Source organism: Pseudomonas sp. TH21 (genome assembly GCF_016651025.1).
Lineage (GTDB): Bacteria > Pseudomonadota > Gammaproteobacteria > Pseudomonadales > Pseudomonadaceae > Aquipseudomonas > Aquipseudomonas aylmerensis.
Genome location: NZ_JAEKEQ010000001.1, coordinates 207,135 through 233,674 on the forward strand (window position 1 = coordinate 207,135; position 26,540 = coordinate 233,674).

A 26,540-nucleotide genomic window follows, 5' to 3' on the forward strand; every position below is an offset into this window, starting at 1 on the left:
GAAAAACCTATGCAAGCAATTCGTACACTGAGCCTGGCCCTGACAGTACTGTTCGTCGCCGGTTGCTCGAGCTTCACCAGTGAAAACAGCCCGAACCTGTCGCGCAGTGCGAAATGGGGCATCGTGCCGATGGTCAACTATTCCCAGACCCCGCAAGCCGGTGAGCGCAGCGAGCAGATCCTGCTCAGCGTCCTCAGCAGCCACGGTCTGCAGCCTCGCGTTTACCCGACCACTACCCAGGGCGAACAAGCGCTGATGGATGACAACGAGCGCCTCACCGGCGCCCTCGAGTGGGCCCGCGACCAGAAGCTCGACTACGTCGTTGCAGGCAGCGTCGAAGAGTGGCAATACAAGAACGGCCTGGACGGCGAGCCAGCGGTCGGCATCAGCCTGCGCGTGCTGGACGCCAAGGACGGTACCGTGCTCTGGAGCAAGAGCGGCGCGCGCGCCGGCTGGTCCCGTGAAAGCCTGGCGGGCAATGCTCAGACGGTAATCGACAAACTTGTTGGCGCCCTTCGGTTCGAGTGAACGCAATGAATTCTCCACACATGGATTACAGCCTGGCGCCCCGCGCCAGCGGGCCGGTGTCTTGGCTGGAAACGCTGATAGTGACGGGTGCCGCGATTGGCCTCGGCCTCTGGCTGACTCCCGAAGACCCGTTGCAGATGCACGGTGGTTTCCCTTGGGTAATCCTGGCGCCGCTGCTGTTAGGTGTGCGTTACGGTTTTGTACGCGGCTTGTTCAGCGCAGGTCTGCTGGTAGTGGCGTTATTTGTGCTGCGCTACACCGGGCATGCAGGCTACACCGAGCTTGAGCCGTCGTTTATCGTCGGCGTGCTGGTGTGCGGGATGCTCGTGGGTGAAGTTCGCGACCTGTGGGTGCGCCGCCTGGAGCGTCTGCAGATGGCCAACGAGTACCGCCAGTACCGTCTGGATGAGTTCACCCGCGCTCACCAGATCCTGCGGGTTTCCCATGACTTGCTGGAGCAGCGCGTCGCTGGCAGCGATCAGAGCCTGCGCAGTTCTTTGCTGGGCCTGCGCGAGAAGCTGCGCAGCATGCCGATCGAAGGCGATGCCTTGAGCGACCTGGCCGAGCCGATCGTGGCGATGCTGGGCCAGTACGGTGCCCTGCGCGTTGCCGGGCTGTACTGTGTCGATGAAAGCGAAAAAAATGTGCTGCCCGAGGCCTTGGCCATGATCGGCGTGATGGGCCCGTTGGGCACCGACGACGGTCTGATCACCCTGTGCCTGGAACGTGGCGAGCTGGTCAGCGTGCGTCAGGACCTGATCGACTCCGGCAACTCCGCGCAGTTCTCATCGCTGCAGGCATGCATCCCGCTGATCGACGCCGAAGGTCGCCTGCTGGCGATCCTGGCGGTCCGGCAGATGCCGTTCTTCGCGTTCCAGGACCGCACGCTGAGCCTCCTGTCGTTGCTCGCCGGCCACATCGCCGACCTGTTGCGCCGCGATCCGCAAGTGCTGCGCCTGCCCGATGCCGACGCGCAGCAATTCACCTTGCAGCTCAAGCGCTCGCTGGTGGATGCGGAGCAGCACACGTTGCCGGCCGGCCTGTTCGCGTTTGAAATGACGCGCCCCAACGACGAGTTGACGCGTTTGATGGAGCGCAGCCAGCGTGGTCTCGACCTGCACCTGCCGGTTCGCAACAACCGCGATCATCCTTTGCTGTTGGTCCTGTTGCCGCTGACCAGCCCGGAAGGCACCCAAGGCTACCTGGCGCGTATCGGCCTGTTGCTGCACGAGCACTTCGGCATCGACACCGATTTTGACAGCCTGGGTGTGCGGGTAATGCCTTTCAACCTGGAGCCTGGCTGTGACCGCAACGGGCTGCGTAACTTTCTTCACAACGAGTGTGGCCTGAATGATCAGCAAGTGGCTGTTTAGCGGAGCCTTGTTGTTAGAGGCGGGCAGCTGGGCCAGTTTGTGGCTCAATGCGCCGGAGTTGCATCAACTGCTGGTGTTTATCTTCAGCCACGGCCTCGCCTGCCTGATGCTGTGCGCTGCCGTGTGGCGGATGCTGCCGGCGCGCTACCGTGCACCGCTTCCCTGGAGCCCGCTGTTCATTTTCTGCCTGGCATTCTTCGTGCCGGTCATCGGTACCCTGGGCGTGGTGGCGGCAATCTTCCCGGCGCTGTACCTGCCGCGCAAACGCGACCGTCAGGCCTGGCAGGCTGTCGGCATTCCGGGCCTGCCGTTCCGTGCGCAGGCACAGACACGCACGCCGATTTTTGCCGATGGCGGCCTGCAGGATGTGTTGCGTCACGCGCCCGACCCGGACCAGCGCCTGGCAGCCTTGCTGGCGACGCGGCGCATGCCCGGCAAGGACGCGGTGCCCATCCTCAAATTGGCCCTGGGGGATCCGAGTGACGACGTGCGCCTGCTGGCGTACTCGATGCTCGACAAGCAGGAAAGCGACATCAACCTGCACATCCAGATGGCCCTGGAGCAATTGGCCGGCGTGAGCCCACGCATGGCAGGCCCGGTGCACAGCATGCTGGCGCGCTGGTATTGGGAGCTGGCCTACCTCGGCCTGGCCCAGGGCAGTGTGCTCGAACACGTCCTCAATCAAGCCAGCGAACACGCCGAGCAAGGTTTGGCCGCGGGCGAGGGCGGCGAGTTGCTGCTGTTGGCGGGACGTATTGCGTTGGAGCGCGGCGAGAACGAGCGAGCTGAAGCGCTGTTGCACGAGGCCGAGCGAAATGGCCTGGGCGCCGCGCAATTGCTGCCGTTTCATGCAGAGCTGGCGTTCGAAGCCGGTCGTTATCACGAAATCCCTGGGTTGCTCGCCAGCCTTCCCGAGAAAACCCGCCAGCGTCCACCGTTCGCTGAGCTGGTGAGGAGCTGGAATGAATCATAAGGAAGCGACACCCACCGCTGATATCTGTCTGTTGCTGGAAGGCACCTGGCCGTACGTGCGCGGCGGGGTATCGAGCTGGATTCACCAGATGATCCTGGGCCTGCCGGAGCTGACCTTTTCGGTCATGTTCATCGGCGGCCAGCGCTCGGCGTACTCCTCGCGACGCTATGAAGTGCCGACAAACGTGGTGCACATCGAAGAAGTGTTCCTTGAGGATGCCACCCATCCCGCCAACCAGCGCGGTAAGCCGCGCGAGGCAGACCCGCAGCAGTTGGCCGACCTGTATCGCTTCTTGCACCACCCGGACGCGCCCCCGCGCGAGCTGGGCGAGCGCATGCTCAATTGCATCGCCGAAGGGCACATGACCCTCGACGATGTACTGCGCAGCCGCGCCAGTTGGGAGACCCTCAGCGAAGGCTATCGCCAGCATTGCGCCGACCCTTCCTTCGTCAATTATTTCTGGACCCTGCGCTCCCTGCAGTCGCCGTTGCTGATGCTCGCCGAAGCTTCGCGCAAGATGCCGCGTGCGCGCGTGCTGCACTCGATCTCCACCGGTTACGCGGGGCTCCTGGGCTGCATCCTCAAGCATCGCTGGGGATGTCCTTACCTGCTCAGCGAGCACGGCATCTACACCAAGGAGCGCAAGATCGACCTGGCCCAGGCCACGTGGATCGCCGAAAGCTCCGGGCAGGCGCTCAACCGCAGCCTCGATGGCGGCTCGGGGTATATCCGCACGCTGTGGGTGCGCTATTTCGAACGTATCGGCCAGTTGGCCTACAACAGCGCCGACAACATCATTGCCTTGTATGACGGCAACCGTCAGCGTCAGATCAAGGACGGCGCCGACCCGAGCCGCACGCAGTTGATCGCCAATGGCATCGACCTGTCGCAGTGGGCAACGGCCTTGGAATCCCGCGAGCCGGGCATTGCGCCGGTGGTGGGGCTGATTGGGCGGGTGGTGCCGATCAAGGACGTCAAGACCTTCCTGCGGGCCATGCGCGGTGTGATCAGCGCCATGCCACAGGCCGAGGGCTGGATTGTCGGCCCCGAAGAGGAAGATCCCGAGTACGTCAGCGAATGCCGCAGTTTGATGGCCAGTCTGGGGCTTGAAGGCAAGGTGCACTTCCTGGGCTTCCAGCGCATCCAGGACATCCTGCCCAAACTGGGCCTGATGGTGCTGACCTCGATCAGCGAGGCCCAGCCATTGGTGATCCTCGAAGCCTGGGCCGCCGGTACACCGGTGATCAGCAGCGACGTCGGTTCGTGTCGGGAATTGATCGAAGGCGGCAGCGCCGAAGACCGTGACCTTGGCCTCGCCGGCAAAGTGGTGGCGATCGCCGACCCACAAGCCACCTCGGCGGCGATCCTCGAACTGCTGCGCAGCCCGGAACGCTGGAAGGCCGCACAGGCCAGCGGGCTCTTGCGGGTCCACCGTTACTACACCGAAGCCTTGATGCTGCAGCGCTACCGCGACCTGTACCAGGCAGCCATGGAGAACAATTAAATGGCCGGTATTGGCTTCGAACTGCGCAAGATTCTTTCGCGCGACTCATACACCGCAACCCTGCACGCCTACGTGTATGCGGGCTTGATCAGCTCCGGGCCGTGGGTGTTGTCGATCATCAGCGTGATGCTGGTGGGGATCATCAGCCTCGGCCTGTTGTTGCCCAACTCACTGGTCGGGCAGTTCCTGGTGACGGTGACCTACCTGATGGCCAGCTCGCTGATCCTCACGGGTGGGCTGCAGTTGTTCTTCACCCGCTTTGTGTCCGACCAATTGTTCGAGCAACGCTACGAGCAAATCCTGCCGAACCTGTTGGGCATCCTGTTGATGGTCACCGTCGGTGCCGGCGTACTGGGTGTCATCGTGCTGGCGCTGCTGTTCGATCAGCCCCTGATCTACCGCGTGCTGGTACTGTCGAACTTCGTGGTGCTGTGCAACCTGTGGCTGGTGATCATCTTCCTCTCGGGGATGAAAAAATATAACCGCATCCTGCTGGTGATGGTGGTGGGTTACGCGCTGATGGTGGCGAGTGCCTGGTTGCTGAGCTTCCTGAAGATGCCCGGCCTGTTGCTGGCGTTGTTGATCGGGCACGGCAGCCTGCTGTTCCTGTACCTCTACGACATCCTGCGCGAATACCGTGCCGAGAAAATGATTGCCTTCGATTTCCTCAATCGTCGCAACGTGTTCCTCAGCCTGCTGGTCACCGGGTTCTTCTACAACTTCGGCATCTGGGTCGACAAGATCCTGTTCTGGTTCAACCCCGGCACTTCCAACGCCGTCATCGGCCCGCTGCGCGCCTCGATCCTGTATGACATGCCGATTTTCATCGCGTACCTGGCGATCATCCCTGGCATGGCGGTTTTCCTGGTGCGCATCGAAACCGACTTCGCCGAATGGTACGACCGGCTGTTCCGCGCCATCCGCGACGGCGAGACCTTGCAGCACATCGGTTCGCTGAAAACCGAAATGACCCTGTCCATTCGCCAGGGCCTGCTGGAAATCTGCAAGGTCCAGGGCCTCACCGTGGTCCTGCTGTTCCTCTTCGCGCCGCGCTTGCTCGAGTGGATCGGCATCTCCAGCTACTACCTGCCACTGTTCTACATCGACCTGATCGGTGTGAGCATCCAGGTGGTGTTCATGGCGCTGCTCAACGTGTTCTTCTACCTCGACAAACGTCGCGTGGTACTGGAACTGTGCGTACTGTTCGCCGTGTTGAACGCCGGCCTGACCCTCCTCAGCATGCACCTGGGCCCGAGCTTCTTCGGCTACGGGTTCACGCTGTCGTTGCTGGTGTGTGTCCTGCTGGGGCTGGCGCGCCTGTCGTCGGCGCTGGAAGACCTGGAATATGAGACGTTCATGCTGGCGCGTTAAGCGTATTTGCGGGTGATAAAAAGGGCACTTGGCGGTTAGGCAAGTGCCCTTTTTGTTGCGGACGCGGTGCTGACTGGCGACAACCAGATGTTCCTGTCGGCCAGCTGGGCCCAGCGCAACCAGCCACCAGGCCTACCCGTTCTGGACCGGCGACGACTTCCGTCGCGGCAAACACAAGCACGCCAACAAGCCCTTTCCCGGTGAGGCTGAGTTGCGCCAGGGCGCACTGTGCCCCGATGGCCAGTGGCGAAAGATCATCAACATCCACGACGCCATCGCTGGCGGCTGCGACCTGTTCGACCTGGAGCGATGCTACTCGGACCAGTCGCTATGGACCGACTACAACCCGGATCCCAAAGCCGAACGCCCCTTTGGCAACGCCCCGGTGTGGATCGGCTACGACCCCAGCCGCACACGCGACGACGCGACCTGCGTGGTGGTGGCACCGCCGCTGGAGCAGGGCGGCAAATTCCGCATCCTGGAGAAGCATTCCTGGCGCGGGCATTCGTTCACCTACCAGGCCAGCCAGGTGAAAAAGCTGTGCGACCGCTTCAACGTGCAGTACATCGGCATCGACATTACCGGCGTGGGCTACGGGGTGTTCGACCTAGTGCGCGACTTCTACCCGCGCGCCACGCCAATTCACTACAGCCTGGAGACCAAAAACACTCTGGTACTCAAGGCCCAGGACACGATCCAGGGCCGGCGTATTGTATGGGACGCCGGCTGGAACGACATCGCCGCCGCCTTCCTGACCATCAAACGCGGCGCGACCACCAGCGGCCAGATCACTTACAGCGCCTCACGCACCGATGCCACCGGCCACGCAGACATCGCCTGGGCGGTGATGCATGCCCTGGCCCACGAACCCCTCAACGTCAACAAGAAGCGGCGCAGCCGCTGGTCAACCCTCGAAGGCAGCCATGAACGATCCCAAGCCACCGGCCACCCCCATACACCGCGAGGTAAAGACGTTGAGCTTCGGCGCGCCCGAGTCGGTGCTGACCGGCAACCTGGGCGAATACATGGGCGTGTTCGCCAGCGACGACGGCCAGCTCTACACCCCGCCCGTGTCCCGTACCGGCCTGGCCAAACTGCTCCGTGCCAACGCCCACCACGGCACCATCCCGCGCTTCAAACGCAACCTGCTGTTGCGTGACTTCATCCCCTCGGCCGGGTGCAGCACCCAAACCATGGGCCGCGCTGCGCTGGATTTTATGGTGTTTGGCGAAAGCTACTTTCAGCGCAAAACCAACGTGCTGGGCCAGGTGCTGGAGCTGGAACACCTGCCTGCGTTGAACATGCGCAGAAAGGTTGGCGGCGGGTTTGTGCTGCTGTTGCCCGGTGGCAAACAGATCGATTTTGACGAGGACCAGGTGGAGCACGTGATGGACTACGACGTAGAACAGAACATCTACGGCGTGCCCGATTACCTGGGCGGGATGCATGCGCTGTTGCTCAATGAGTCGGCCACGCTGTTTCGGCGCCGGTATTACAACAACGGCGCACACGCGGGGTTCATCTTCTACACCAATGACCCGAACCTGTCGGAGGCCGATGAAGAGCGGATGCAAAGCCAGATCGGCGCGAGCAAGGGCGTGGGGAATTTTCGGTCGCTGTTTGTGAATATACCGGGGGGAGGGGATAAGGCGATTCAGATCATTCCGGTGGGGGATATCGCGACCAAGGATGAGTTTGAGCGGATCAAGAACATCACTCGCAACGACGTGATCGCAGCCTGGCGGATGAACCCGGCGCTGGCGGGGTGCATGCCGGAGAATGCGGCGGGGTTTGGGGATGTGGAGAAGATTGACCGGGTGTATACGAACAATGAGATACGGCCGATCAGGCAGTTGTTTTTGCAGGTCAATCAACAACTGCGAGGTGATCGGCGTATCGTGTGGTATGAATCCTAATCGGGCACATCCTGAAAAAGTGACATTTTACTCGCTCAGTACTCAAAAGTGACGCACCCGTTCGCACCTTTTGATCCAGCACGTCCTACAGTTCCTCCGTATGTACTATTATTGATGATGCCTCCTTCACCACCAGCACCGCCTGCCCCTGCGCCGCAGGCGTTCGATCCAGCCTTACCAGCAGCTCCTGCTTTTTGGGGGGGGCCGTTTGTACCTCCGGCAGTGCCAGGTTCTCCGTCCATTATTGTGCAGTTCGACAACTCGGAGTCGACACCTCCTCGACCGCCAGCGCCACCAGCGCCGCCAGGATCAGGTCCGGTTGCGGTGCCTGTCGGGCCGCCTAGTCCCGGTGAACCATTTCCTGCGGTCATTTTAGAGTCCAATCTCCCCCATCACCTTTGTCATTAAAGAAATAAACATATGCGTCTCCTTGCCCTCCCTTGCCACTATCCCCATTCTTCTCTAAAGCCCCTCCGGGGCCTTCTTTCCCACCGTCAGCGACGCCAAAATAAAACCTTTCCACTTTAACGGGCTCAAAAGTGCACTTGACGGTAGCTCCTCCGCCTCCCCCTCCGCCTCCACTAGCTCGACTATTGATAACACCAATCGAATATGCGCCGCCGCCGCCGCCGCCACCACCACCAGCGCCTGTAACTGTAACGGTCATTTTGGTCACGCCCTTAGGGACGGTAAAAATTTCGTTGATCCTGTCTCCTTGGTTGGGCCCGCCTATATATTGCGGACCATTGTATCCAGCCGTTGGGGTATTAAATGTGACAGTGGTTGCGTGAGCATTATAGGAGGCGCCAATCATTGGTAGCGCAAGCATTATCGCCGCTGTGAGTTTTTTATCGAAGTTAATCATTCTTCTTCTCCGTCAGAGTTGGTTCTTGTCTGGACACTCCGGTTATTAGGATTCTAGGGGCGTAGATCGAATTTAGAACCTGTTAGAATTGACAGTTGTTTATATTTGTTTGAAATAACGATTTGCGGTGTTGATTTATTTTGTTCCGTCGCGAGTGTCGGGGCGTGATTATGGAAATACTGAGCGCAGCTTAATAGGAAAGCTTCGTAGCTGAGATAGATGTAGTTATTGAGACGAATCAGTGAGGTCAGAAGAGTGGGGGATGAAGCGCGAGTGACTGCGGAGCATTAGTACTTGCTCCGCGCCAATGCTCACCACGGCACCATCCCGCGCTTCAAACGCAACCTGCTGCTGCGTGACTTCATCCCCTCGGCCGGGTGCAGCACCCAAACCATGGGCCGCGCTGCGCTGGATTTTATGGTGTTTGGCGAAAGCTACTTACAGCGCAAAACCAACGTGCTGGGCCAGGTGCTGGAGCTGGAACACCTGCCTGCGTTGAACATGCGCAGAAAGGTTGGCGGCGGGTTTGTGCTGCTGTTGCCCGGTGGCAAACAGATCGATTTTGACGAGGGCCAGGTGGAGCACGTGATGGACTACGACGTAGAACAGAACATCTACGGCGTGCCCGATTATCTGGGCGGGATGCATGCGCTGTTGCTCAATGAGTCGGCCACGCTGTTTCGGCGCCGGTATTACAACAACGGGGCACACGCGGGGTTCATCTTCTACACCAATGACCCGAACCTGTCGGAGGCCGATGAAGAGCGGATGCAAAGCCAGATCGGCGCGAGCAAGGGCGTGGGGAATTTTCGCTCGCTGTTTGTGAATATACCGGGGGGAGGGGATAAGGCGATTCAGATCATTCCGGTGGGGGATATCGCGACCAAGGATGAGTTCGAGCGAATCAAGAACATCACACGCAATGACGTGATCGCAGCCTGGCGGATGAACCCGGCGCTGGCGGGGTGCATGCCGGAGAATGCGGCGGGGTTTGGGGATGTGGAGAAGATTGACCGGGTGTATACGAACAATGAGATACGGCCGATCAGGCAGTTGTTTTTGCAGGTCAATCAACAACTGCGAGGTGATCGGCGTATCGTGTGGTATGAGTCCTAATCGGGCATGTCCTAAAAAAGTGAAACTATATTCGCTCAGTACTCAAAGGTGACGCACGCGTTCGCGCCGTTTGATCCCGCACGTCCGGCTGTTGCTCCGTAAGTACTATTATTGATGATACCTCCTTCACCACCAGCACCGCCTGCCCCTGCGCCGCAGGCGTTCGATCCAGCCATACCAGCAGCTCCTGCTTTTTGGGGGGGGCCGTTTGTACCTCCGGCCGTGCCAGGTTCTCCGTCCATTATTTCGCAGTTCGACAAATTGGAGGAGAAACTTCCGCGACCGCCAGCGCCCCCAGCGCCGCCGGGATCAACTCCTGTTATTGTTCCCGCTCGGCCGCCTTGTCCAGGTGAACCTTCTCGTGCAGATATTAGAGCCTCACCACCACCATTTTTATAAAAACTAACATATGTTGTTGCCGTTGATGCTTGGCCAGGGTTCCCATTCCTCTCTACAGCCCCTCCGGAGCCTCCTTTCTCAGCATCCGCGACAAGGTAATAAAATTGTTTCGTGTCAACAGGATCGAAAGTGCACTTTACGGTACTTCCTCCACCTCCCCGCCGCCGCCACTCGCTCGACTGTTTACCAGGCCGTTTGTAAATGCGCCGCCGCCGCCACCGCCGGCACCACCAGCACCTGTAACTGTAACGGTCATTTTGGTCACGCCCTTAGGCACGGTAAAAATCTTGTCGGTCTTAATTCCCGGCTTGAGCCCGTATCCAAGATCCGGACCAGCGTATCCAGCCGTTGGGGTATTAAATGTGACAGTGGTTGCGTGAGCATTATAAGAGGCGCCAATCATTGGTAGCGCAAGCATTATCGCAGCTGTGAGTTTTTTATCGAAGTTAATCATTCTTCTTCTCCGTCAGAGTTGGTTCTTGTCTGGACACTCCGGTTATTAGGATTCTAGGGGCGTAGATCGAATTTAGAACCTGTTAGAATTGACAGTTGTTTATATTTGTTTGAAATAACGATTTGCAGTGTTGATTTATTTTGTTCCGTCGCGAGTCTCAGGGCGTGATTATGGAAATACTGAGCGCAGCTTAATAGGAAAGCTTCGTAACTGAGATAGATGTAGTTATTGAGACGAATCAGTGAGGTCAGAAGAGTGGGGGATGAAGCGCGAGTGACTGCGGAGCATTAGTACTATTTTTTACAGATGATATAGGAGGGACCTGGCGCCCGGTGCCTGGCACCGGGCGCGAGATATTTATTGCGGTAATGGGCTGTCCGACTGTAGCGTTAAAAGCAGGTCATCGATGATGGCCTTACCCATTTCGCCTAAATAGTGGGAGGCGAATGCGAACCTCTCTGCCCTGGGGTCCATGGCGGCTTCAAGCGAGAGCATTTTTGCGTAGTAGAGGACGTGTGAGGCATGTTCAAGGGCTTCCCGAATGGGGACCCCTGCGTTGACACGGAACAGCTTCAGATTGCTTTTGTTCTCTCCACAATCTGCGAAGGTCACGGCGCCGATGGTTTCGGCTGTAGGGTGATTGCTCATTGCCTGCCTCCCACACGAGTGGAGGCATTATAGGTACGGACGGCACTACGGTAATCAATCATGGTGTGAAACCTCTCTGATGACCAACTGAGACGGCCACACATCGTTTCCAGGCGATGGGTGGCAGCCGTGCGCAGGCTGGAAACCGAGACAGAGACAACTCGGCAGACACGAATGTCTCCCACACACGGCCGCCATAAAGCACAAACGGCAGGCACAAAAAAGCGCCGGCTGTTTGTTTGACGACGCTGCGTGCGTCTCGGTTACGGGTTTCCAGGCCCGGTCGCTGATGAGCAGCGACCCGGGAAGGTTAACTGGCTATGCGCGGTGCTGCAAGATACTTGTGTTTCACTCCCGCGAAACATAACCAGGTCATTAAATATGCGGCTGGTGAATGATTAGTCCATTTTGTGGCGTAAGCGGCTTATCAACACAGCGTCCTGTGTCGTCATAGAACTTTTGGCTCTAATCCAATCCAAAATAGGGCCTTGCGCGAATGAGTCAGACTGCAGGAAAACTTTCTGTAAAACCCATGCGCTTACTGGAATATAAGCTGCGGCGGCGATTGCAGCTGGAGCTGCAATTGTCCCTGCAATCGCGGAGGCCGCACTTACTAATCCTAAAAGATCCATTTTTTGCATCTTTTTCTGATTTTTTTCGAATTTCTTTATCTTTATATTTAAGTCGTTTACATAATCCATCAAAGTATCATTTGAGTCCGCATGCTCATAAATTAATTTTTGTAGCAAAAGTTGGTCGGGCCCTTTAAATGCTTCTTCAACTTCGTGGATAGGGGCGTCATTGTCTAGACACAAGACTCCATTGATTAAAACATTCATGTCGCATACTGGTGCAATAAAGTTTTGTTGTTTTACACCTGTCATTATGCTGGCAGAGAACTCCGCCAGAGGACCTTCGTTGAATTCTTTTGTCCTGATAGGACTATAGGCTGCTCCGAGAGCTGCGGCCCACTCTACTGACGCCATCGTCTCATAAATTATTGAACCTAGCTCAATGCCATGATGTTCTTTAGCTATTCCTTCAGCTACTCTACTTAATCCATTGCGCACCATTCCAATGGCGCCCAAATTGCTAAAGCTATACTCAAGTGATGGCCACACTTTGGAAAAATGTTCGATAAAGATATTAGGCAATGCATTTGATTTCGTACTTTGTACATTTCCCAATACATCTAAAATTTCCCTTCTCTCAACATTATTAAGATTCGGGAATAGAAGCGGATTTCGTCTTCTCGATTCAGCAATTGACGCAGCAGCAAGCCTTTTTGAAAAGATTACCGACTTTGGAGATGCTTCCAGCATCCTTTCGAGGAATCCTACGGGGTACAGCGGTAGGTTACCGGGAACTACGAATCCGACCCTTCCACTGATAGCTAACTTTACTAACTCGCTCTCCGTGACGTTCAACCCCTGGAGAAAAATATCTATGTGGGTGCTCAGTGGAAGAGCGATCCAAATTAGCTTATATAGTGTTAAGTAGGCCCTTATGTTTTTTGGTTCAAAAGTTGTGCTGTTTATGAAGCATGAGCAAGTTTCTTTCGATAGGTCTGAGTTTAAGTATTTATGCCTATCTGTGCTACCTTCTGCGAACAATGAGAGCCTACTGTCTATCCAAAGATCCTCATCTTCCTCCAATGCCGATCTTACTGCAGATGGAGTTAAGTTCCTAATTTCAATATTTTCATATCTCTTGGGTTGGGAGTTTTGCCAAGCAGCGCTGTTGACTACAATTTCGACCTCAACGTTGAAGCCCAAGTTTGCTAATGCGATCTCCACCTCAGTTATCTGATCGGAACAAATTTCTGATTCTAGCTCTAATCTAATCCCGCCATGATCGGTGTGCACACCGAACCTAGGGAAGTTTTTAGGTAGTGAATTTTTTAACAGTTTATTGAATTCTGGTGCTGAGAAGGGGATTCCGTGATGTTGGGATAGCTGAGTATTCGTTCTTGGTGGGACTGATATTGCGCCTGGTGGAAGGGCTTTAACAATTGTTACAGGGGTGCATATGATTCTGCAAGATTCATGGAACCACGATGAGAGTTCATCAAATTCACCCTCAGTCAAGCATGCTCTTGATTCATCGATTAATATATAATAATAGCCATTCAGTTCTCAGAGTCCATCAAAAAAAATCTTATGCTTTTGTAGGATTAAACGTTCGTATGATTCTTGGGCATATCCCCGTACAAATACATTCATGCAGATTAAATTCCTATGTTTGCTCGGATTTTTTATAAACCGTTCAGTGGTGAAATCGATTACGAGTTTCTACTCCAGCCCTCGACGTGGTAGGGTTTTCGATACAGGACGCGTGGAAGTAGCGCCAAGCAGTACCTACTTGATTTATGAATAATGGCATATTGCCTGGGAGACAACGAAGACCAGTGGCTAACGGATTTTCTTAAATAGGAATTTAGTCTTTGCCCAGCAATAGTTTACCGGTAACGCGTGCCAACAGTGATAAACTGCTATCTCATTGTTTCTTATAGGTAAGCCTATGCGAGTCTATTGCAAAGTGTGTGGCGAAAAAGCGCGAATTGCTTCCCGCGACGAGCTTTCCCTAGAGTTCGCCCGTCTCTACTGCCAATGCAGCTCCCCTCACTGCGGCCACACCTGGGTAGCCAACCTGACCTTCTCCCACACCCTAAGCCCCTCCGCCCAGGCGGTCGATCGTCTGCTGTTCGACCGCCTGCGCAGTTTATCCAAGGTCCAGCAGCGGGACCTGTTCGATCAACTCGGCGTTGCATCCTCCACGTAGTCGCGCAACGTCGATTCAACCTTTTCGAATCGACTCAGCTGCATCAGCCCATATTCAATCAGCGCCAATTTGGCACGATTCGTCAGTTGCAGTTCTGCGGTGAGCAGTTCGGTCACCAGCGCGAAGCTGTTGCCGCACTCTTCGAATTCTTCCCGTATTTTCAAAGCGCAGGGTTTTGAGTTCTTCACAGCGATTCTTCCTTTTTCGTTGTCGTCGGGCGGTAGTTTATGGAAGGTTTTGTTCCCTGCCAGTGGCCCGCGGACGCACAAATGTAACTAGGTAATATCCCCTGCAAGCCAACGAAAACGCCCGCTGGACTCTGCGCATTCCCCTCTGTCGGCTGTGATTCAAATTGTGTTTTGCTGAAAAGTTTTGTTTTAAATCCAGAAACGCGAATGGCTCTAAACCAGGTGCTTTGATGGACGGTCGCGGGCTTGTTGCATGAGCAGCAGAAAGGAAACCGGTTTGATCGCAGAAATCAGAAATCCCAGCGTGTGGTGACCATTACATTGCGTGGATCGCCAGGGTAGGCTGAGTCATAGAAACCGATGTTGGTGTAGTAGTGTTTGTCGAACAGGTTGTTGACGTTGAGGGTCGCCGAGAGGTTTTCGGTCACTTGGTAACGGGTCATCAAGTCAACCAGCCAGTACGGGTCCTGGGTGAACTTCTCGGAGCGGCCGCCACCAGGGTAGCCCCAGTTGTTGACGGTCTGCCAGCCGGCACTCTGCCAGCGTGCGCCGCCACCAATGGTGAGTTTGTCCAGGTTGCCCTGCAGTTTGTAGGTGGTATAGAAGCTCACCTGATCTTCCGGTTCCCAGGTGGCAACCTTCTTGCCATCGTCATCGCGGGCGATCTTGTGGGTGTAGCCCGCTTGCAGTTGCCAGCCTCGGGCGAGTTCGCCGGAGATTTCCGCTTCGTAGCCCTTGGTCTTGGTCTTGGTGCCGATGTACGAGTAGTCGACGCCTGGCTGGGAGTTCCAGGCGGTATCGGCAAGGGGACGGTTTTCTTCGTGCACTTCGAAGTAAGCCAGGCTGGAGTTCAGGCGGCCTTCGAAGAATTCACCCTTGAGGCCCAGCTCATAGTTCTTGCCTTCGTTCGGGTCGAGCATGGTACGGGTACGTGTACGGTACTGGGTTTGTGGCTGGAAGATTTCTGTGTAGCTGGCATACGCGGTGAAGTTGTCGTTCAGGTCATACGTCAAGCCGGCGTAGGGCACTACCTTGCCGCTTTCCTGGGTGTCGCTGGTACCGGTGACCTGGTAGTTGGCGATACGTGAGCCGAGTAACAGGTGCAGCTCATCCGTCAGGCTGAAACGGCCAGTCACATAGGTACCGGTCTGGCGGGTGGTTTCGTCATTGATCTTGGTGGCAGTCCACAGCGGCTCTATGGCCTGGCCGTGCCAGTTGTAGAAGTCATAGGAGTTGTTGAAGTAGGTGGTCGCGGTGTAGTCCTTGGCTTTCCATTTGGAGATGGAAAGGGACTGGCCGATCACCAGTTCGTGTTCGCGGCCGAACAGCTCGAATGGCCCCGAGGCGTACACATCGAGGCTGTCGCTGGTGGTGTCGCCGACGTATTTGCGCGCATAAATGGAGCTGGCCGTGGCGGAATCCTGGGAAATGTAGCCCAGGGGCGCGTTATAGCCGTTGATCTGGTGGTTGTACTGGCCCTTGGTGACCCAGCCATTGTCGAACGTATGTTCCAGGGTGGCGAACGCAGTGCGGCTGTACTGCTCCCATGAGCCCCATTTTGGGCCGTTGTTGAACGAACGCGGCAGGTCCAGCTTGTTGCCGGTAGCGTCAAAGATGGTGCGCGTTCCGGTCCAGCTGGAGCCTTTCGGGTCGCTGTCCTGGTAGTCGGCGCCAACGGTCAGCAGGGTATTTTCGTCCAGGTCGAATTCGAGGATGCCGTAAAACACACCTGTCTTGCGCGAATAGTGGTCGAGGAACGAGTGTTTGTCCTGATAGGCCGCAACGGCACGGCCACGCACGTTACCGGTTTCGGTCAGTGGGCCGCTGACGTCGACCTGGGAGCGATAGTTATCCCAGGAGCCGGCGCCTAGCTCGATGCTGCTCTTGAACTCGGAGGTCGGCTTTTTGCGGATCAGGTTGATGGTACCGCCCGGGCCGCCGGCGCCGGTGAGCAGGCCGGTGGCGCCCTTGAGCACCTCGACGCGGTCGTAGATCGCCATGTCGGTCAGGGTCTGGCCGGCCGAGTATTGGGCGTCACGCAGGGTCGGAATACCGTCGTATTGGAAGTTGACGATAGAGAAACCACGGGAATAGTAGTTGGTGCGCTCGGTGTCATAGGTCGACACGGTGATGCCCGGGGTGTGGCGCATCACGTCATCGATAGCGTTGAGCCCGAAATCATCCATCACCTGCCGCGTCACCACCGAAATCGACTGCGGCGTTTCCCGTGGCGTCAGCACCAGGCGCGTCGCCGTGGCGATAGTGCCAGGGGTGTACGAACCGGTGCCTTCAGTCACGGTGCCCAACTGGTTGGAGGTGATTTGCGTAGTCCCCAGTTCCAGGGCATCGTCGGTGCTGTTCGCGACCAGAACGTACCCGCCATTGTTCTGACGTTGCGCTTGCAGTCGACTGTTGGCGAGCAGGCGCGACAGCCCATCCTCGATGCTATATGAGCCTTTGAGCCCAGCCGTTGTGAGATGACGAGCCTGCTCGGTGTCGAACGAAATAGTAACCCCCGCTTGCACACCGAACTGGGCCAGGGCGGTACCCAACGGGCCGGGGGCGATCTGGTAAGCGCTTAGGCTTTGAGCCATGACCTGAACCGGCATCAGCGCTAGGCCAGCCAGGCTGGCGAGGGAAGCGCTCAGTACGGCCAGGCGAACGGCGCGCGTCAGCAGCGTCGGGGTTTTGAGGGGAAGCGGGGGCATTCAGTGATCCTTCCGTTGTCATGGCAGAAACCCGCTATATCGCGGCTTATGTCATTGACGGATGAGAATCCAAATCAGCAAGGTTTCCGATTAAAATTCTGCGACGCAGGTTCACACCGATTCAATGCTGCTCGATTGCTTGAGATCGCTATCGCGAGCAAGCTCGACTTCTACTGAGTGAGGTAGGTCTTGGGGAGGGGGCTTGTGTTGGATGACGCCTTCCCAGCTTTCGGCAGCTCCTACAAAAATCTAGCGCGCACAAAAAAGGCCCACCTTTCGGTGAGCCTTTTCTGGTACTGCGTATGGTGCCGGCACCAGGAGTCGAACCCGGGACCTACTGATTACAAGTCAGTTGCTCTACCAACTGAGCTATACCGGCGTGTTAGGGCGACGATTATAGCGATTAGAGGGGTTCTGTAAACCCCTGAATTCTGACTATTTTTGCGCAATTGCAGTTTTTTTGCCTGGCTGGTTATTTTGCCCGCTGGAATGGCTTCTGTTTGCACAGTCAGCAAGGAATTACATATGCCCCCGCACTGGAATTTGGTTATGGGGCCCGTCCTCGTCTAATGCAGCAAATCGATTGAAAACCCCTATGAAAGGCTCATTGATGGTCATTAAATTGACGACTTGCCGTTTGTCTAAAAAATAGCCAGCCATGACATCAAAATAATGACACTTTTATGCGCTTGAAGCAGACTGCACGGACTAGGGCGACCAGAAAAAGACCTGCGGTAAGCAGTCGTATCAGCTGACCTTTTCACGTCTTTAAACTTCGCCGTGACGAGGAACGCGCTATGAGTTTTACCGATGGTCTTCTTGCCTTGCTTGGCAAAGATGTCAGTCGCGACGCCCGTGGGCTGAATGCGCGGCTGCACTTTTTCGGCAGCATCCCGGTGGATGATGGCACCCCGTTTCCCCCTCAGACTCCCAGCGCCAATGAGCATTGCCTGCCGGTGGACAAGGCCGAGCGGCGTCCGTGTGTGGTGGCGTTGGTGTCGGTCAATGGCGGCGTGGGGCGAAGCACCCTGGCCACGGCGTTGAGCAGCGGTTTGCAGCGCCTGGGTGAGTCAGTGGTGGCGGTGGATCTGGACCCCCAGGATGCATTGCGATTGCACTTCGGTGTCAGCCGAGCATCGCCCGGGATTGGTCGCGCCAGCCTGCGCAATGCGCGTTGGGAAACTCTCCAGCAGCCGGGTTTTGTCGGCAGTCGCGTGATCACCTTTGGCGACACCGATATCCGCCAGCAGGACGACCTCCAGCGCTGGCTCAAACATGAGCCGCAATGGCTGGCTCAGCGCCTGGCAGCCCTGGACCTGAGTGCCCGCGACACGGTGATCATCGATACCCCTGCCGGCAATAACGTCTATTTTCATCAAGCCTTGAGTGTCGCCGATGTGGTGTTGGTGATTACCCAGGCCGATGCCGCTTCCTTGGGCACCCTGGATCAACTCGATGCCTTGATGGCGCCGCACCTTGAGCGCGAGCGGCCACCGCATGTTCACTTTGTGATCAATCAGCTCGATGAGGACAATGCCTTCAGCCTGGATATGGTTGAGGCATTCAGGCAGCGCCTCGGTACGAAGGAGCCATTGGAGGTGCACCACGATTTAGCGATCAGTGAGGCGCTGGCGTTTGGCACGGATCCCTTGGACAGCCAGGCGTTGAGCCTGGCGGGTGACGATATCGATGCGCTTTGCCGGCTGCTGATCGCACGCAGAAAACACCTGTGAATAGCGGTTTATACGCGTAACAGCAGATGCTTATGCACAATCGGTTGGACTGGGTTGTCACGAAACAGCCATTTTGTGGAGCCGTTCTCATCACGCCGCAACTGCCTGTTTTACGTGTGTTTTATTTTGTGAACAAAAAATGACCAGCGCGGCTTTCGGCCTGTAGCGCAGATGGCTACGGGCTCCGTAAAGAATTCATCAACAGAGTTATCCACAGGTTGGGGTGCGACAATTTCGCCCCTTAATCGCGCTCGGCGAGCACCATCAAGTTGCGCGGCGTCAGGGTTGGTTCGCAGAAGCTGCCTACTTCGACCGTGTAGCCGTTTTCACTTAGAAACAATGCCCGATCCAGCACCAGCCAGACCTCCAGCGGGCGCCGAAAAAGACCACGTACCAATTCCAGGTTCCTGACCTCGGCCAGACGGCGCCAGCCGTATGCCTCTAGCGCCACCCAATCCTGCCCACCTGTGGATAACCCTTTGCGGCTCGCCAGCTCCCGGCAGTAGTCCGCGAAGGGTTTGTCCAGCCAGCTGGCGGGCAGGGACGGCGTGGGCAGATAGTCGTCGCGGCCTCGTAGCTCGCGTTGCAAGTGATCGAACCCCAGGCGTCGGGCCATGGACGTGTCCCGCTGCAAGCGCACGCGTTTGCCTGCGGTAACGGTTTCGCTCAGCGGCAGGCCAAGGTCATCGATCGACAGCTGCAGGCGCGATGCACGGCCTGCGGTGGACAGCGGTTGGTAGGTGTCGGCGTTGATGCGGTTGTAGCAACACGGCGCCAGCGCCAGCTGTTTGCAGCCGGCGGCGTTGGCCAGGTGCAGCAGGCGCACATGCAGGTCGCCACAGGCGTGCAGGGCGACGGGCGTGTGTTCGGGGCCGATAGCCACGTCGGCCATCACATCTTGCAGGCGATGGGTGACCGGCAGGCCGTGATGCTCGCTCAAGGCTTGGCCGGCGGCGATCAGTGCCGGGTCGTATTCCAGGCAGGTCAATGTTTGGCCTGTTTGCAGCAGGCGACGACCCAGGTGGCCCTTGCCTGCACACCAGTCCAGCCAGTGCCGGGGTGTTTGTGCAAACGGCAGCGCAGCGCCGAAGGCTTCGATTTGTTCCCACTTGCGGCCCGGCACGTCGACGTTCAAGCGCTGGCGGGCGGGGTGCAGGGGCTGCGTCGGCAACTTATCCACAGCACTGAGTTGCAGGGCTTGCTCGGCGAGCTGTGGAAAAGGCGCAGGCGCGGCGAGGTCGTGGGGATGGTTGTGACTGGCTTCGGCATCGGCCAGCGAGCGTTGACGCAGCCACTCGGCGAGGTCGGGATGCCGGGTTTCCCAGGCTAGCTGGCGATGCGTGAAGGGCCGTGGTTTCCACAGCCCCTGGTGCTCGATCAGAAACGCATCCAGCGCCGCGAAGCGTGTCTCAACGTCCCTGGCAAGCATCGACGCGCAGCCAGCGTTCGAGCAGCTTGAAGCCCCGTACCAGGATGTAGGCCATCAGCAGGTAGAACAGGCCGGCAGCGAAGAAGATTTCCACCGGCAAGTACGTGCGGGCAATGATGGTGCGTGCCATGCCGGTCAGTTCCAGCAGGGTTACGGTGCTGGCCAGCGCGCTGGCCTTGAGCATCAGGATCACTTCGTTGCTGTAGGCCGGCAGGCCGATGCGCGAGGCGCGGGGCAGGATGATGTAGAACAGCGTCTTCGGCTTGGACATGCCCAGGGCGCGCGCGGCTTCGACCTCGCCGGGCGGTATGGCCTGGATCGCGCCGCGCAGGATCTCGGCGATATAGGCGGCGGTGTGCAGGGTCATGGTCGCCGTGGCGCACCAGAACGGATCGCGCAGGTACGGCCACATGAAGCTGTTGCGCACCGCGTCGAACTGCGCCAGGCCGTAGTAGACCAGGAACAGCTGCACCAGCAGTGGCGTACCACGGAAGAAGAAAATATAGGCGTAGGGCAGGGCGCTGACATACCAGCGGCGCGAGGAACGGGCGATCCCCAGGGGGATCGCCAGCAGCAGGCCGGCGATCACGGCAATGGCCACCAGCTCCAGGGTCAGGGTCGCGCCCTGGGCCAATTTTGGCAGCCACTTGATGATCACGGCCCAGTTCAGGCCCAGGTCGAAATGCGCCAGCCAGCTGTAGTCGCCGCTCATTGGGTGCTCCTTGCAAAGCCGCGGGCGGCGCGTTTTTCCAGGAAGTGCATGCCGGTCATGGCCAGGACGGTGAGGCCCAGGTACATGAAGGCGGCCACCATGAAGAAGGTGAATGGCTGCTTGGTCACGGTCACGCCGATCTGCGCGTGGCGCATGATTTCTTCAAGGCCGATCACCGACACCAGCGCGGTGTCCTTCATCAGGATCATGAACAGGTTGCCCAGGCCCGGCAAAGCGATGCGCCACATCTGCGGCATGATCAGGCGAGTGAAGATGCGAAACTTCGACAGCCCCAATGCCACACCGGCTTCGCGGTGGCCCTTGGGAATGGCGAGGATCGCACCACGGAATACTTCCGTGGCGTAGGCACCAAAGCACAGGCCCAGGGCAATGACCCCGGCAGCAAAGGCACTTAAAGAAAGGTCGGGGTTGCCAAAGAACTCCCCCAGGGCACGCATCAGGTTGACCGTGCCGAAATAAATCAGCAGTACCCACAACAACTCGGGAATACCGCGAACGATGGTCGAGTAAGCACCGCCAAGCCATTGCAGCGGCTTGTACGGGGACGTCTTGGCCAAGGCGCCGGCGAGGCCGAGCACCAGCCCCAGGCATAGGGCCGTGAGCGCCAGTTTGACGGTCATCAGCGCGCCAGCGGCGAGCGCCGGGCCGAATCCGTAGAGATCGAAATTCATGGTGTTTTCATATCGCGGCAGGCATTGCTGAAAGCCGGCGCGCCCGAGGGGGCGCGCCGGTCAGGCCGTTCAGATCATTCGATGCTGAACGGGAAGTACTTGTCGTTGATCTTCTTGTAGGTGCCGTCAGCCTTGATCTCGGCCAGGGCTTTGTTCAGGCGCTCGCGCAGCGGGTCGCCCTTGCGTACGGCGATACCGATCTTGTCGCTTTCTACCACCGGGTCGCCCTTGAATTCATAGGCGGAACCGTCTTTGCTCTTGAGCCATTCGTACTGCACGTACTTGTCGGCGAGCATCCCGTCGAGGCGACCGGACGTCAGGTCGAGGTAGGCGTTTTCCTGGGTGTCATAGAGCTTGGCGGTGGTTTCCGGCAGTTTGTCTTCCAGGTAGGTACCGGCCAACGTCGCGCGTTGTGCACCGATGACCTTGCCCTTCAGGTAAGCGGCGTCGGTCTTGAAGTCCGTCGTGGCTTTAGGGGCAATGAACTGCAGCTTGTTGGAGTAGTACGGGTCGGTGAAGTCGACGGCCTGCTTGCGCTCATCGGTGATCGACAGCGAGGACACCAGGAAGTCGAACTTCTTGGCGTTCAGGGCCGGGATGATGCCGTCCCAGTCGGACACATACACTTCGCACTTTTCGACTTTCATCTTGGCGCACAGGGCGTCGCCGATGTCTTTGTCGAAGCCGACCACGTTGCCGCTGGCGTCTTTATTGTTGAAGGGCGGGTAGGCCGCTTCGATCCCCATTTTCAAGGTTTCTGCCATGGCCGTGGCGCTGAACGCCATCGAGACGGCCGCGGCCAGAAGGAATTTTTTATAGTTCTGCATGCATGTTGCTCCGTTAGCGGTTGCTGGACATGAATTGTTTGCAGCGCGCCGAAAGCGGGTTTTCAAATACCTGCTGTGGCGATCCTTGCTCTTCGACCAGGCCCTGGTGCAGGAACACCACTTCACTGGACACCTGGCGGGCGAAGCCCATCTCATGGGTGACCAGCAGCATGGTGCGGCCTTCTTCGGCCAGCGCGCGGATCACATTAAGTACTTCCTGGACCATTTCCGGGTCAAGCGCGGATGTAGGCTCATCGAACAGGATGACTTTGGGCTGCATCGCCAGGGTGCGCGCGATGGCCGCCCGTTGTTGCTGGCCGCCGGACAATTGCGCGGGGTAGGCGTGGCGCTTGTCGCTGATGCCGACCTTGGCCAGCAAGGCTTCGGCGACTTCGATCGCCTCGGCCTTGCTCTGGCCGAGCACACGGCGGGGTGCCTCGATGATGTTGTCGAGGATGCTCATGTGCGGCCACAGGTTAAAGTTTTGAAACACAAAACCGATTTCGCTGCGCAGGCGATTGATCTGCTTGCCGTCGGCGGCCATCAGCTCGCCGTTTTTCGCGGCCTTGAGCTTGAGCTCTTCGCCGGCGACCAGGATTTGGCCCTGGTGCGGGTTTTCCAGCAGGTTGATGCAACGCAGGAACGTGGACTTGCCGGAACCGGAGGAACCCAGGATCGAGATCACGTCGCCGTCGCGAGCGGTCAGCGAGATACCTTTAAGTACCTCCAGCTCACCATAGCGTTTATGCAAGTTGCGGATTTCAAGCGCGGGCGCGGCCTCGGCCATGTGCGGTCCTCATTGTGTTCATTGCGTTCCTGCTGTTGGGCCGCCTTCCTGGCGAGGCGCCAAGCTAGCATAGCGCCTTGATGGCAGCCAACAGCGCGGCCGGCGGTAAACAGGCGGTGTGCGGCAGGGTGTCGCATCGGCACAGCAGCGTGTCGCGCCATCAACAACCGAACAACCGTTTGAACCTGTAAAACCGCAGGCTTCGCGTAAAAAAGGGCGCGATGGTGCCAGCTTTGGGCGGGTGTTGGAAGGGTTAACCGGGCAAACGGTGCTTATCAGCCCTTTTATGGAGCGTCACGTACTTTTTGTGTGTGTTTTTGGTGCGCTGGGTGGCCTTGGAAGTGAGTCGCACGGTAACGCTATAGCGGAATGCCATTGTTCTCAATGACTTGCGATTGCTGTTGAATCGTCCTACAGCCCGCGTGAATCGCGGCCTTGTAACATTTTGGCGCAAATCTTGCGTAAAAAATAAAGAACGCCCTGTTGGTTTCTTTTCACGAGAAAGATTTCAGGCCGGGCGGACCGTTTTCGCAATTCCTCGTAAAGGTGTGTCAATGAGTAGTACGCAAAGCTCCAATGACCTCGAACAGGGGCTCAAACCGCGTCACGTCACCATGCTGTCGATTGCCGGCGTCATCGGTGCCGGTTTGTTTGTCGGCTCCGGCCACGCGATTGCTGCCGCCGGCCCTGCCGTACTGCTGGCCTACGCCGCTGCGGGGACGCTGGTGGTATTGGTGATGCGCATGCTCGCCGAAATGGCCGTGGCCTCGCCTGACACCGGTTCGTTCTCCACCTACGCCGACCGCGCGATCGGCCATTGGGCCGGTTTCACCATCGGCTGGCTGTACTGGTGGTTCTGGGTATTGGTCATCCCCCTGGAGGCCAACGCCGCCGCGACCATCCTGCACGCATGGTTCCCGGATGTGGCCATCTGGGCCTTTACGCTGATCATCACTTTGCTGCTGACGGCGACCAACCTGTTCAGCGTGAAGAACTACGGTGAGTTCGAGTTCTGGTTTGCGTTGATTAAAGTCGTGGCGATCGTGGGCTTTGTGATCCTCGGCCTCGCGGCGATTTTCGGCTTCCTGCCGACCAGCCAAGTCAGCGGCGTTTCACACCTGTTCGACACCCAAGGCTTTATGCCTAACGGCATGGGCGCTGTCCTGGCTGCGATCCTGACCACCATGTTCTCCTTCATGGGTACCGAGATCGTTACCATCGCCGCCGCCGAATCGAAGAACCCAGGCCAGCAAATCACCAAGGCCACCAACTCGGTCATCTGGCGGATTGGTTTGTTCTACCTGTTGTCGATCTTCATCGTAGTGTCGCTGGTGCCATGGAACGATCCGACCCTGGCTGCCGTAGGTTCCTACCAGACCGTGCTGGAACGCATGGGCATCCCGAATGCCAAGCTGATCGTCGACCTGGTGGTCTTGGTCGCTGTGACCAGTTGCCTGAACTCGGCGCTGTACACCGCTTCGCGCATGCTGTTCTCGCTGGGTCGTCGCGGTGATGCACCGGCAGTCGCCAAGCGCACCAACAAGAGCGGCACGCCTTACTGGGCAGTGTTGCTGTCGACCGGCGCGGCGTTCCTGGCAGTGTTTGCCAACTACGTGGCCCCGGCGGCGGTGTTCGAATTCCTGCTGGCCAGCTCCGGTGCCATCGCGTTGCTGGTGTACCTGGTGATTGCGGTATCGCAACTGCGCATGCGCCAGAAGCGCACGGCGGCGGGCGAGAAGATTGTGTTCAAGATGTGGCTGTTCCCAGGCCTGACCTACGCAGTGATGGTCTTCATCGTGGGCACGCTGACCATCATGCTGTTCCAGGAAGCGCACCGGGTCGAGATCATCGCGACCGGTATCCTCAGCTTGCTGGTGGTCGTGGCGGGGCTGTTTGTGTCGAGCCGTCGCAAGGCCCAGCGGGTAGGCGCTGCAGCACTTAGTTAGGTTGCACCAATGCCTGTAGGAGCTGGCTTGTCGGCGATGGCGTCTTCAAGGGCCCCATCGCCGGCAAGCCGGCTCCTACAGGGTCAGAGTTGGGTCAGTGCCTGCGAGGCCGCGAGGTAATCCGCCTGGAACTGCGGCGATTCGATCCACGCCAGCGCAGCCGCTTCATCATCGGTGTCCGTGGCCCACTGCCGATATTCGATCAGTGCCGCCAGGATGAAGTCGGTGGCTTCCTCTTCGCCTTCCTGCTCCAGCACCAGCGCCAGCAACGGGTGCGCCAGGAACACGGCACACAATGCCTGCTGGCTGATCTCGCCCGCTGTGCGCATCTCGACGAACAGCTCGGTCAAATCCACCGATTCAAGGTCAATGCGGCTGTCATCGCCGGCAAACGCATCCGGCTTGCTCGCGACGGCGCGCTGGGTGCGGTTCTGCTTGGCCTTGGCCTTTGCCCGTTGGGCGCGTTTTTGCTGCTTGTTTGGCGAGGCCATGGGCTCAACGTCCTGAGGATCTGGGATGAGTATTGAAGCGCAGGTTGGGGGAAATCCCAAGGGTATCTGCGGTTAATTCGCCGTTTTGCAGCCACGCCAATGCAATCGGCCACAGTCGATCCTGATACTCGCTGCGAAAGAACGCGAAATGTCCGACCTGTTTTTCGCCGATATCTTCAGGCGCAATCCGCAGGTGAGTGCGTTCGCTGCCGTCGAAGTAGTCCAGTAATCGCTCAATCGCCGGCACTGTGCCAAACGGATCATCGGTGATGCTGATCGCCAGGATCTGCGCGCTCACACGACTGAACGGCAAGCCCGCCAGCGCGCGACCGCTGGGCCGCGTTTCGTATCTCGGTGTCGGCGTGCTCCAGTCGCGTACCACGCCTGCCGGCGTGTCCTCCAGCCAGCCCAGTCGCTTGCCCGGGAAGTACCCGCACAGCGCCGTGACCAGTGGCATCACTACATGCCACTTGGCAAACATCCGCCAGCGCCCGCTCGCCTGGTAATCGCGCCAGTAGGCGAACTGCGCGCCCACCGTGACGATCCGCCGGATCACCGCCCCTGAGGCGGCGAGCCCTGCCGCACAACCGCCGAAGCTGTGGCCGACCACATCAATCGGCTGGCCCGGAAACTCCCGCTGCACCCGTCGCAGGATCGCCTCGAAATCCAGCGCGCCCCAATCCGACCACGAGGCCTTGAAGCCGCGCAACGAACCGCTGCGGGATTCGCCGATGCCTCGGTAGTCATAGGTAATCACGTCGAAGCCGTGGGCGAACAGGTAATCGGCGAAGCGTGAGTAATGGCGGCAGCGCACCGAGGTGGCGGCGTTGATGATCACGGCGGGGCGCGCCAGGTCGGTTCGGACGTGGCGCCAGCTGAAGCCGCCGAGAGGGTAACCGTCGGCAGCGGGCTCGCGGAATGCTTCTGGGGCAGGTCGGGTGGGCAGGTTCATAGGTCGACTCGATCCTTGCGCTTCGATGTGGGCTGGAAGGCCCATGCGCTTTTGTAGTCAGCCGAAATTAACAAATTTCGCCCGGCACAGGCGCAGGAATTATTGCGATGCTCGACCTTATCCCCTGGGGTGCTTAGGCTTACGAAC

The 26,540-nt window shown here is 58.1% G+C and carries 23 protein-coding genes, 1 tRNA gene and 1 pseudogene; 11 read left to right on the forward strand and 14 right to left on the reverse strand.

All coding sequences use genetic code 11. The annotated features are described in order from the left end of the window. Positions 1 to 9 precede the first annotated feature (9 nt). The 7 genes and pseudogenes from JFU04_RS00865 (at position 10) to JFU04_RS30205 (ending at position 7,665) form a co-directional block, all read left to right on the forward strand. Positions 10 to 528 carry a penicillin-binding protein activator LpoB gene (locus JFU04_RS00865; protein WP_065899648.1) on the forward strand — a complete coding sequence of 173 codons (519 nt, stop codon included), beginning with the start codon at positions 10 to 12 and terminating at the stop codon, positions 526 to 528. 5 nt (positions 529 to 533) lie between these two features. Beyond that, a complete protein-coding gene (locus JFU04_RS00870) occupies positions 534 to 1,901 on the forward strand; it encodes a PelD GGDEF domain-containing protein (RefSeq protein ID WP_242485878.1) in 1,368 nt (455 codons plus the stop codon). Then, a complete protein-coding gene (locus tag JFU04_RS00875; protein WP_065899654.1) occupies positions 1,879 to 2,874 on the forward strand; it encodes a HEAT repeat domain-containing protein in 996 nt (331 codons plus the stop codon). Before JFU04_RS00870 ends, JFU04_RS00875 begins: the two co-directional genes overlap by 23 nt. Beyond that, a complete protein-coding gene (gene pelF, locus JFU04_RS00880; RefSeq protein ID WP_201143350.1) occupies positions 2,864 to 4,378 on the forward strand; it encodes a GT4 family glycosyltransferase PelF in 1,515 nt (504 codons plus the stop codon). The genes JFU04_RS00875 and pelF overlap by 11 nt, the downstream gene beginning before the upstream one ends. Further along, a complete protein-coding gene (pelG, locus tag JFU04_RS00885) occupies positions 4,379 to 5,749 on the forward strand; it encodes an exopolysaccharide Pel transporter PelG (protein ID WP_065899656.1) in 1,371 nt (456 codons plus the stop codon). It begins immediately after the preceding gene. Between the two features lie 385 nt (positions 5,750 to 6,134). Next, positions 6,135 to 6,602 (forward strand): annotated as a pseudogene (locus JFU04_RS30490) (phage terminase large subunit family protein); the annotation flags it as partial. A 145-nt stretch (positions 6,603 to 6,747) separates the two neighbouring features. Beyond that, on the forward strand, positions 6,748 to 7,665 hold the full coding sequence (locus JFU04_RS30205) for a phage portal protein (protein WP_342389452.1): 918 nt from the start codon (positions 6,748 to 6,750) through the stop codon (positions 7,663 to 7,665). Between the two features lie 367 nt (positions 7,666 to 8,032). Here JFU04_RS30205 and JFU04_RS00895 read toward each other — a convergent pair whose 3' ends face one another. Continuing rightward, positions 8,033 to 8,530 (reverse strand): hypothetical protein, encoded by a 498-nt coding sequence (locus tag JFU04_RS00895; RefSeq protein ID WP_201146461.1) that lies wholly within the window; start codon positions 8,528 to 8,530, stop codon positions 8,033 to 8,035. Between the two features lie 294 nt (positions 8,531 to 8,824). On the opposite strand from JFU04_RS00895, the gene JFU04_RS00900 reads away from it, so the two are divergent. Next, positions 8,825 to 9,646, forward strand: a complete 822-nt coding sequence (locus tag JFU04_RS00900) for a phage portal protein (protein ID WP_242485879.1) — start codon at positions 8,825 to 8,827, stop codon at positions 9,644 to 9,646. A 535-nt stretch (positions 9,647 to 10,181) separates the two neighbouring features. On the opposite strand, the gene JFU04_RS00905 is transcribed toward JFU04_RS00900, so the two are convergent. From JFU04_RS00905 to JFU04_RS00915, 3 genes are all read right to left on the reverse strand, one after another. Continuing rightward, complete coding sequence (locus tag JFU04_RS00905; RefSeq protein WP_201143351.1) at positions 10,182 to 10,499, reverse strand: hypothetical protein; 318 nt, start codon at positions 10,497 to 10,499, stop codon at positions 10,182 to 10,184. A gap of 357 nt (positions 10,500 to 10,856) precedes the next feature. After that, the gene (locus JFU04_RS00910; protein ID WP_201143352.1) at positions 10,857 to 11,147 is read right to left on the reverse strand and encodes a DUF3077 domain-containing protein; all 291 of its coding nucleotides are present in this window, start codon (positions 11,145 to 11,147) and stop codon (positions 10,857 to 10,859) included. A 398-nt stretch (positions 11,148 to 11,545) separates the two neighbouring features. Beyond that, on the reverse strand, positions 11,546 to 13,234 hold the full coding sequence (locus JFU04_RS00915; protein WP_201143353.1) for a hypothetical protein: 1,689 nt from the start codon (positions 13,232 to 13,234) through the stop codon (positions 11,546 to 11,548). 433 nt (positions 13,235 to 13,667) lie between these two features. On the opposite strand from JFU04_RS00915, the gene JFU04_RS00920 reads away from it, so the two are divergent. Then, entirely contained in the window at positions 13,668 to 13,928 is a 261-nt protein-coding gene (locus JFU04_RS00920) for an ogr/Delta-like zinc finger family protein (RefSeq protein WP_201143354.1), read from the forward strand. On the opposite strand, the gene JFU04_RS00925 is transcribed toward JFU04_RS00920, so the two are convergent. The 3 genes from JFU04_RS00925 to JFU04_RS00935 all read right to left on the reverse strand — a co-directional run bounded on the left by JFU04_RS00925 (position 13,901) and on the right by JFU04_RS00935 (position 17,203). Then, a complete protein-coding gene (locus tag JFU04_RS00925; protein WP_201143355.1) occupies positions 13,901 to 14,116 on the reverse strand; it encodes a hypothetical protein in 216 nt (71 codons plus the stop codon). The two genes, JFU04_RS00920 and JFU04_RS00925, sit on opposite strands and share 28 nt — an antisense overlap. 290 nt (positions 14,117 to 14,406) lie before the next feature. Further along, positions 14,407 to 16,824, reverse strand: a complete 2,418-nt coding sequence (locus tag JFU04_RS00930) for a TonB-dependent siderophore receptor (RefSeq protein ID WP_201143356.1) — start codon at positions 16,822 to 16,824, stop codon at positions 14,407 to 14,409. 303 nt (positions 16,825 to 17,127) lie between these two features. Further along, positions 17,128 to 17,203, reverse strand: a tRNA-Thr gene (locus JFU04_RS00935). 418 nt (positions 17,204 to 17,621) lie between these two features. On the opposite strand from JFU04_RS00935, the gene bcsQ reads away from it, so the two are divergent. Next, entirely contained in the window at positions 17,622 to 18,557 is a 936-nt protein-coding gene (bcsQ, locus tag JFU04_RS00940; protein WP_201143357.1) for a cellulose biosynthesis protein BcsQ, read from the forward strand. Between the two features lie 241 nt (positions 18,558 to 18,798). Here bcsQ and JFU04_RS00945 read toward each other — a convergent pair whose 3' ends face one another. From JFU04_RS00945 to JFU04_RS00965, 5 genes are all read right to left on the reverse strand, one after another. Then, complete coding sequence (locus tag JFU04_RS00945) at positions 18,799 to 19,986, reverse strand: methyltransferase (RefSeq protein WP_201143358.1); 1,188 nt, start codon at positions 19,984 to 19,986, stop codon at positions 18,799 to 18,801. Then, on the reverse strand, positions 19,967 to 20,656 hold the full coding sequence (locus tag JFU04_RS00950) for an ABC transporter permease (protein ID WP_201146289.1): 690 nt from the start codon (positions 20,654 to 20,656) through the stop codon (positions 19,967 to 19,969). Before JFU04_RS00950 ends, JFU04_RS00945 begins: the two co-directional genes overlap by 20 nt. 38 nt (positions 20,657 to 20,694) lie before the next feature. Then, positions 20,695 to 21,390 carry an ABC transporter permease gene (locus JFU04_RS00955; protein ID WP_053253867.1) on the reverse strand — a complete coding sequence of 232 codons (696 nt, stop codon included), beginning with the start codon at positions 21,388 to 21,390 and terminating at the stop codon, positions 20,695 to 20,697. Positions 21,391 to 21,464: 74 nt separating this feature from the next. Further along, complete coding sequence (locus JFU04_RS00960; RefSeq protein ID WP_065899767.1) at positions 21,465 to 22,217, reverse strand: ABC transporter substrate-binding protein; 753 nt, start codon at positions 22,215 to 22,217, stop codon at positions 21,465 to 21,467. A gap of 13 nt (positions 22,218 to 22,230) precedes the next feature. Next, positions 22,231 to 23,004: an ABC transporter ATP-binding protein gene (locus JFU04_RS00965; protein ID WP_017138656.1), complete on the reverse strand. Its 774-nt coding sequence runs from the start codon at positions 23,002 to 23,004 to the stop codon at positions 22,231 to 22,233. 554 nt (positions 23,005 to 23,558) lie between these two features. On the opposite strand from JFU04_RS00965, the gene gabP reads away from it, so the two are divergent. Next, positions 23,559 to 24,950 (forward strand): GABA permease, encoded by a 1,392-nt coding sequence (gene gabP / locus JFU04_RS00970; protein WP_065899768.1) that lies wholly within the window; start codon positions 23,559 to 23,561, stop codon positions 24,948 to 24,950. A gap of 83 nt (positions 24,951 to 25,033) precedes the next feature. On the opposite strand, the gene JFU04_RS00975 is transcribed toward gabP, so the two are convergent. Together JFU04_RS00975 and JFU04_RS00980 are read right to left on the reverse strand one after the other, a co-directional pair. Then, a complete protein-coding gene (locus JFU04_RS00975) occupies positions 25,034 to 25,441 on the reverse strand; it encodes a hypothetical protein (RefSeq protein ID WP_065899769.1) in 408 nt (135 codons plus the stop codon). Positions 25,442 to 25,445: 4 nt separating this feature from the next. Next, entirely contained in the window at positions 25,446 to 26,393 is a 948-nt protein-coding gene (locus JFU04_RS00980) for an alpha/beta hydrolase family protein (protein ID WP_201143359.1), read from the reverse strand. Positions 26,394 to 26,540 lie beyond the last annotated feature (147 nt).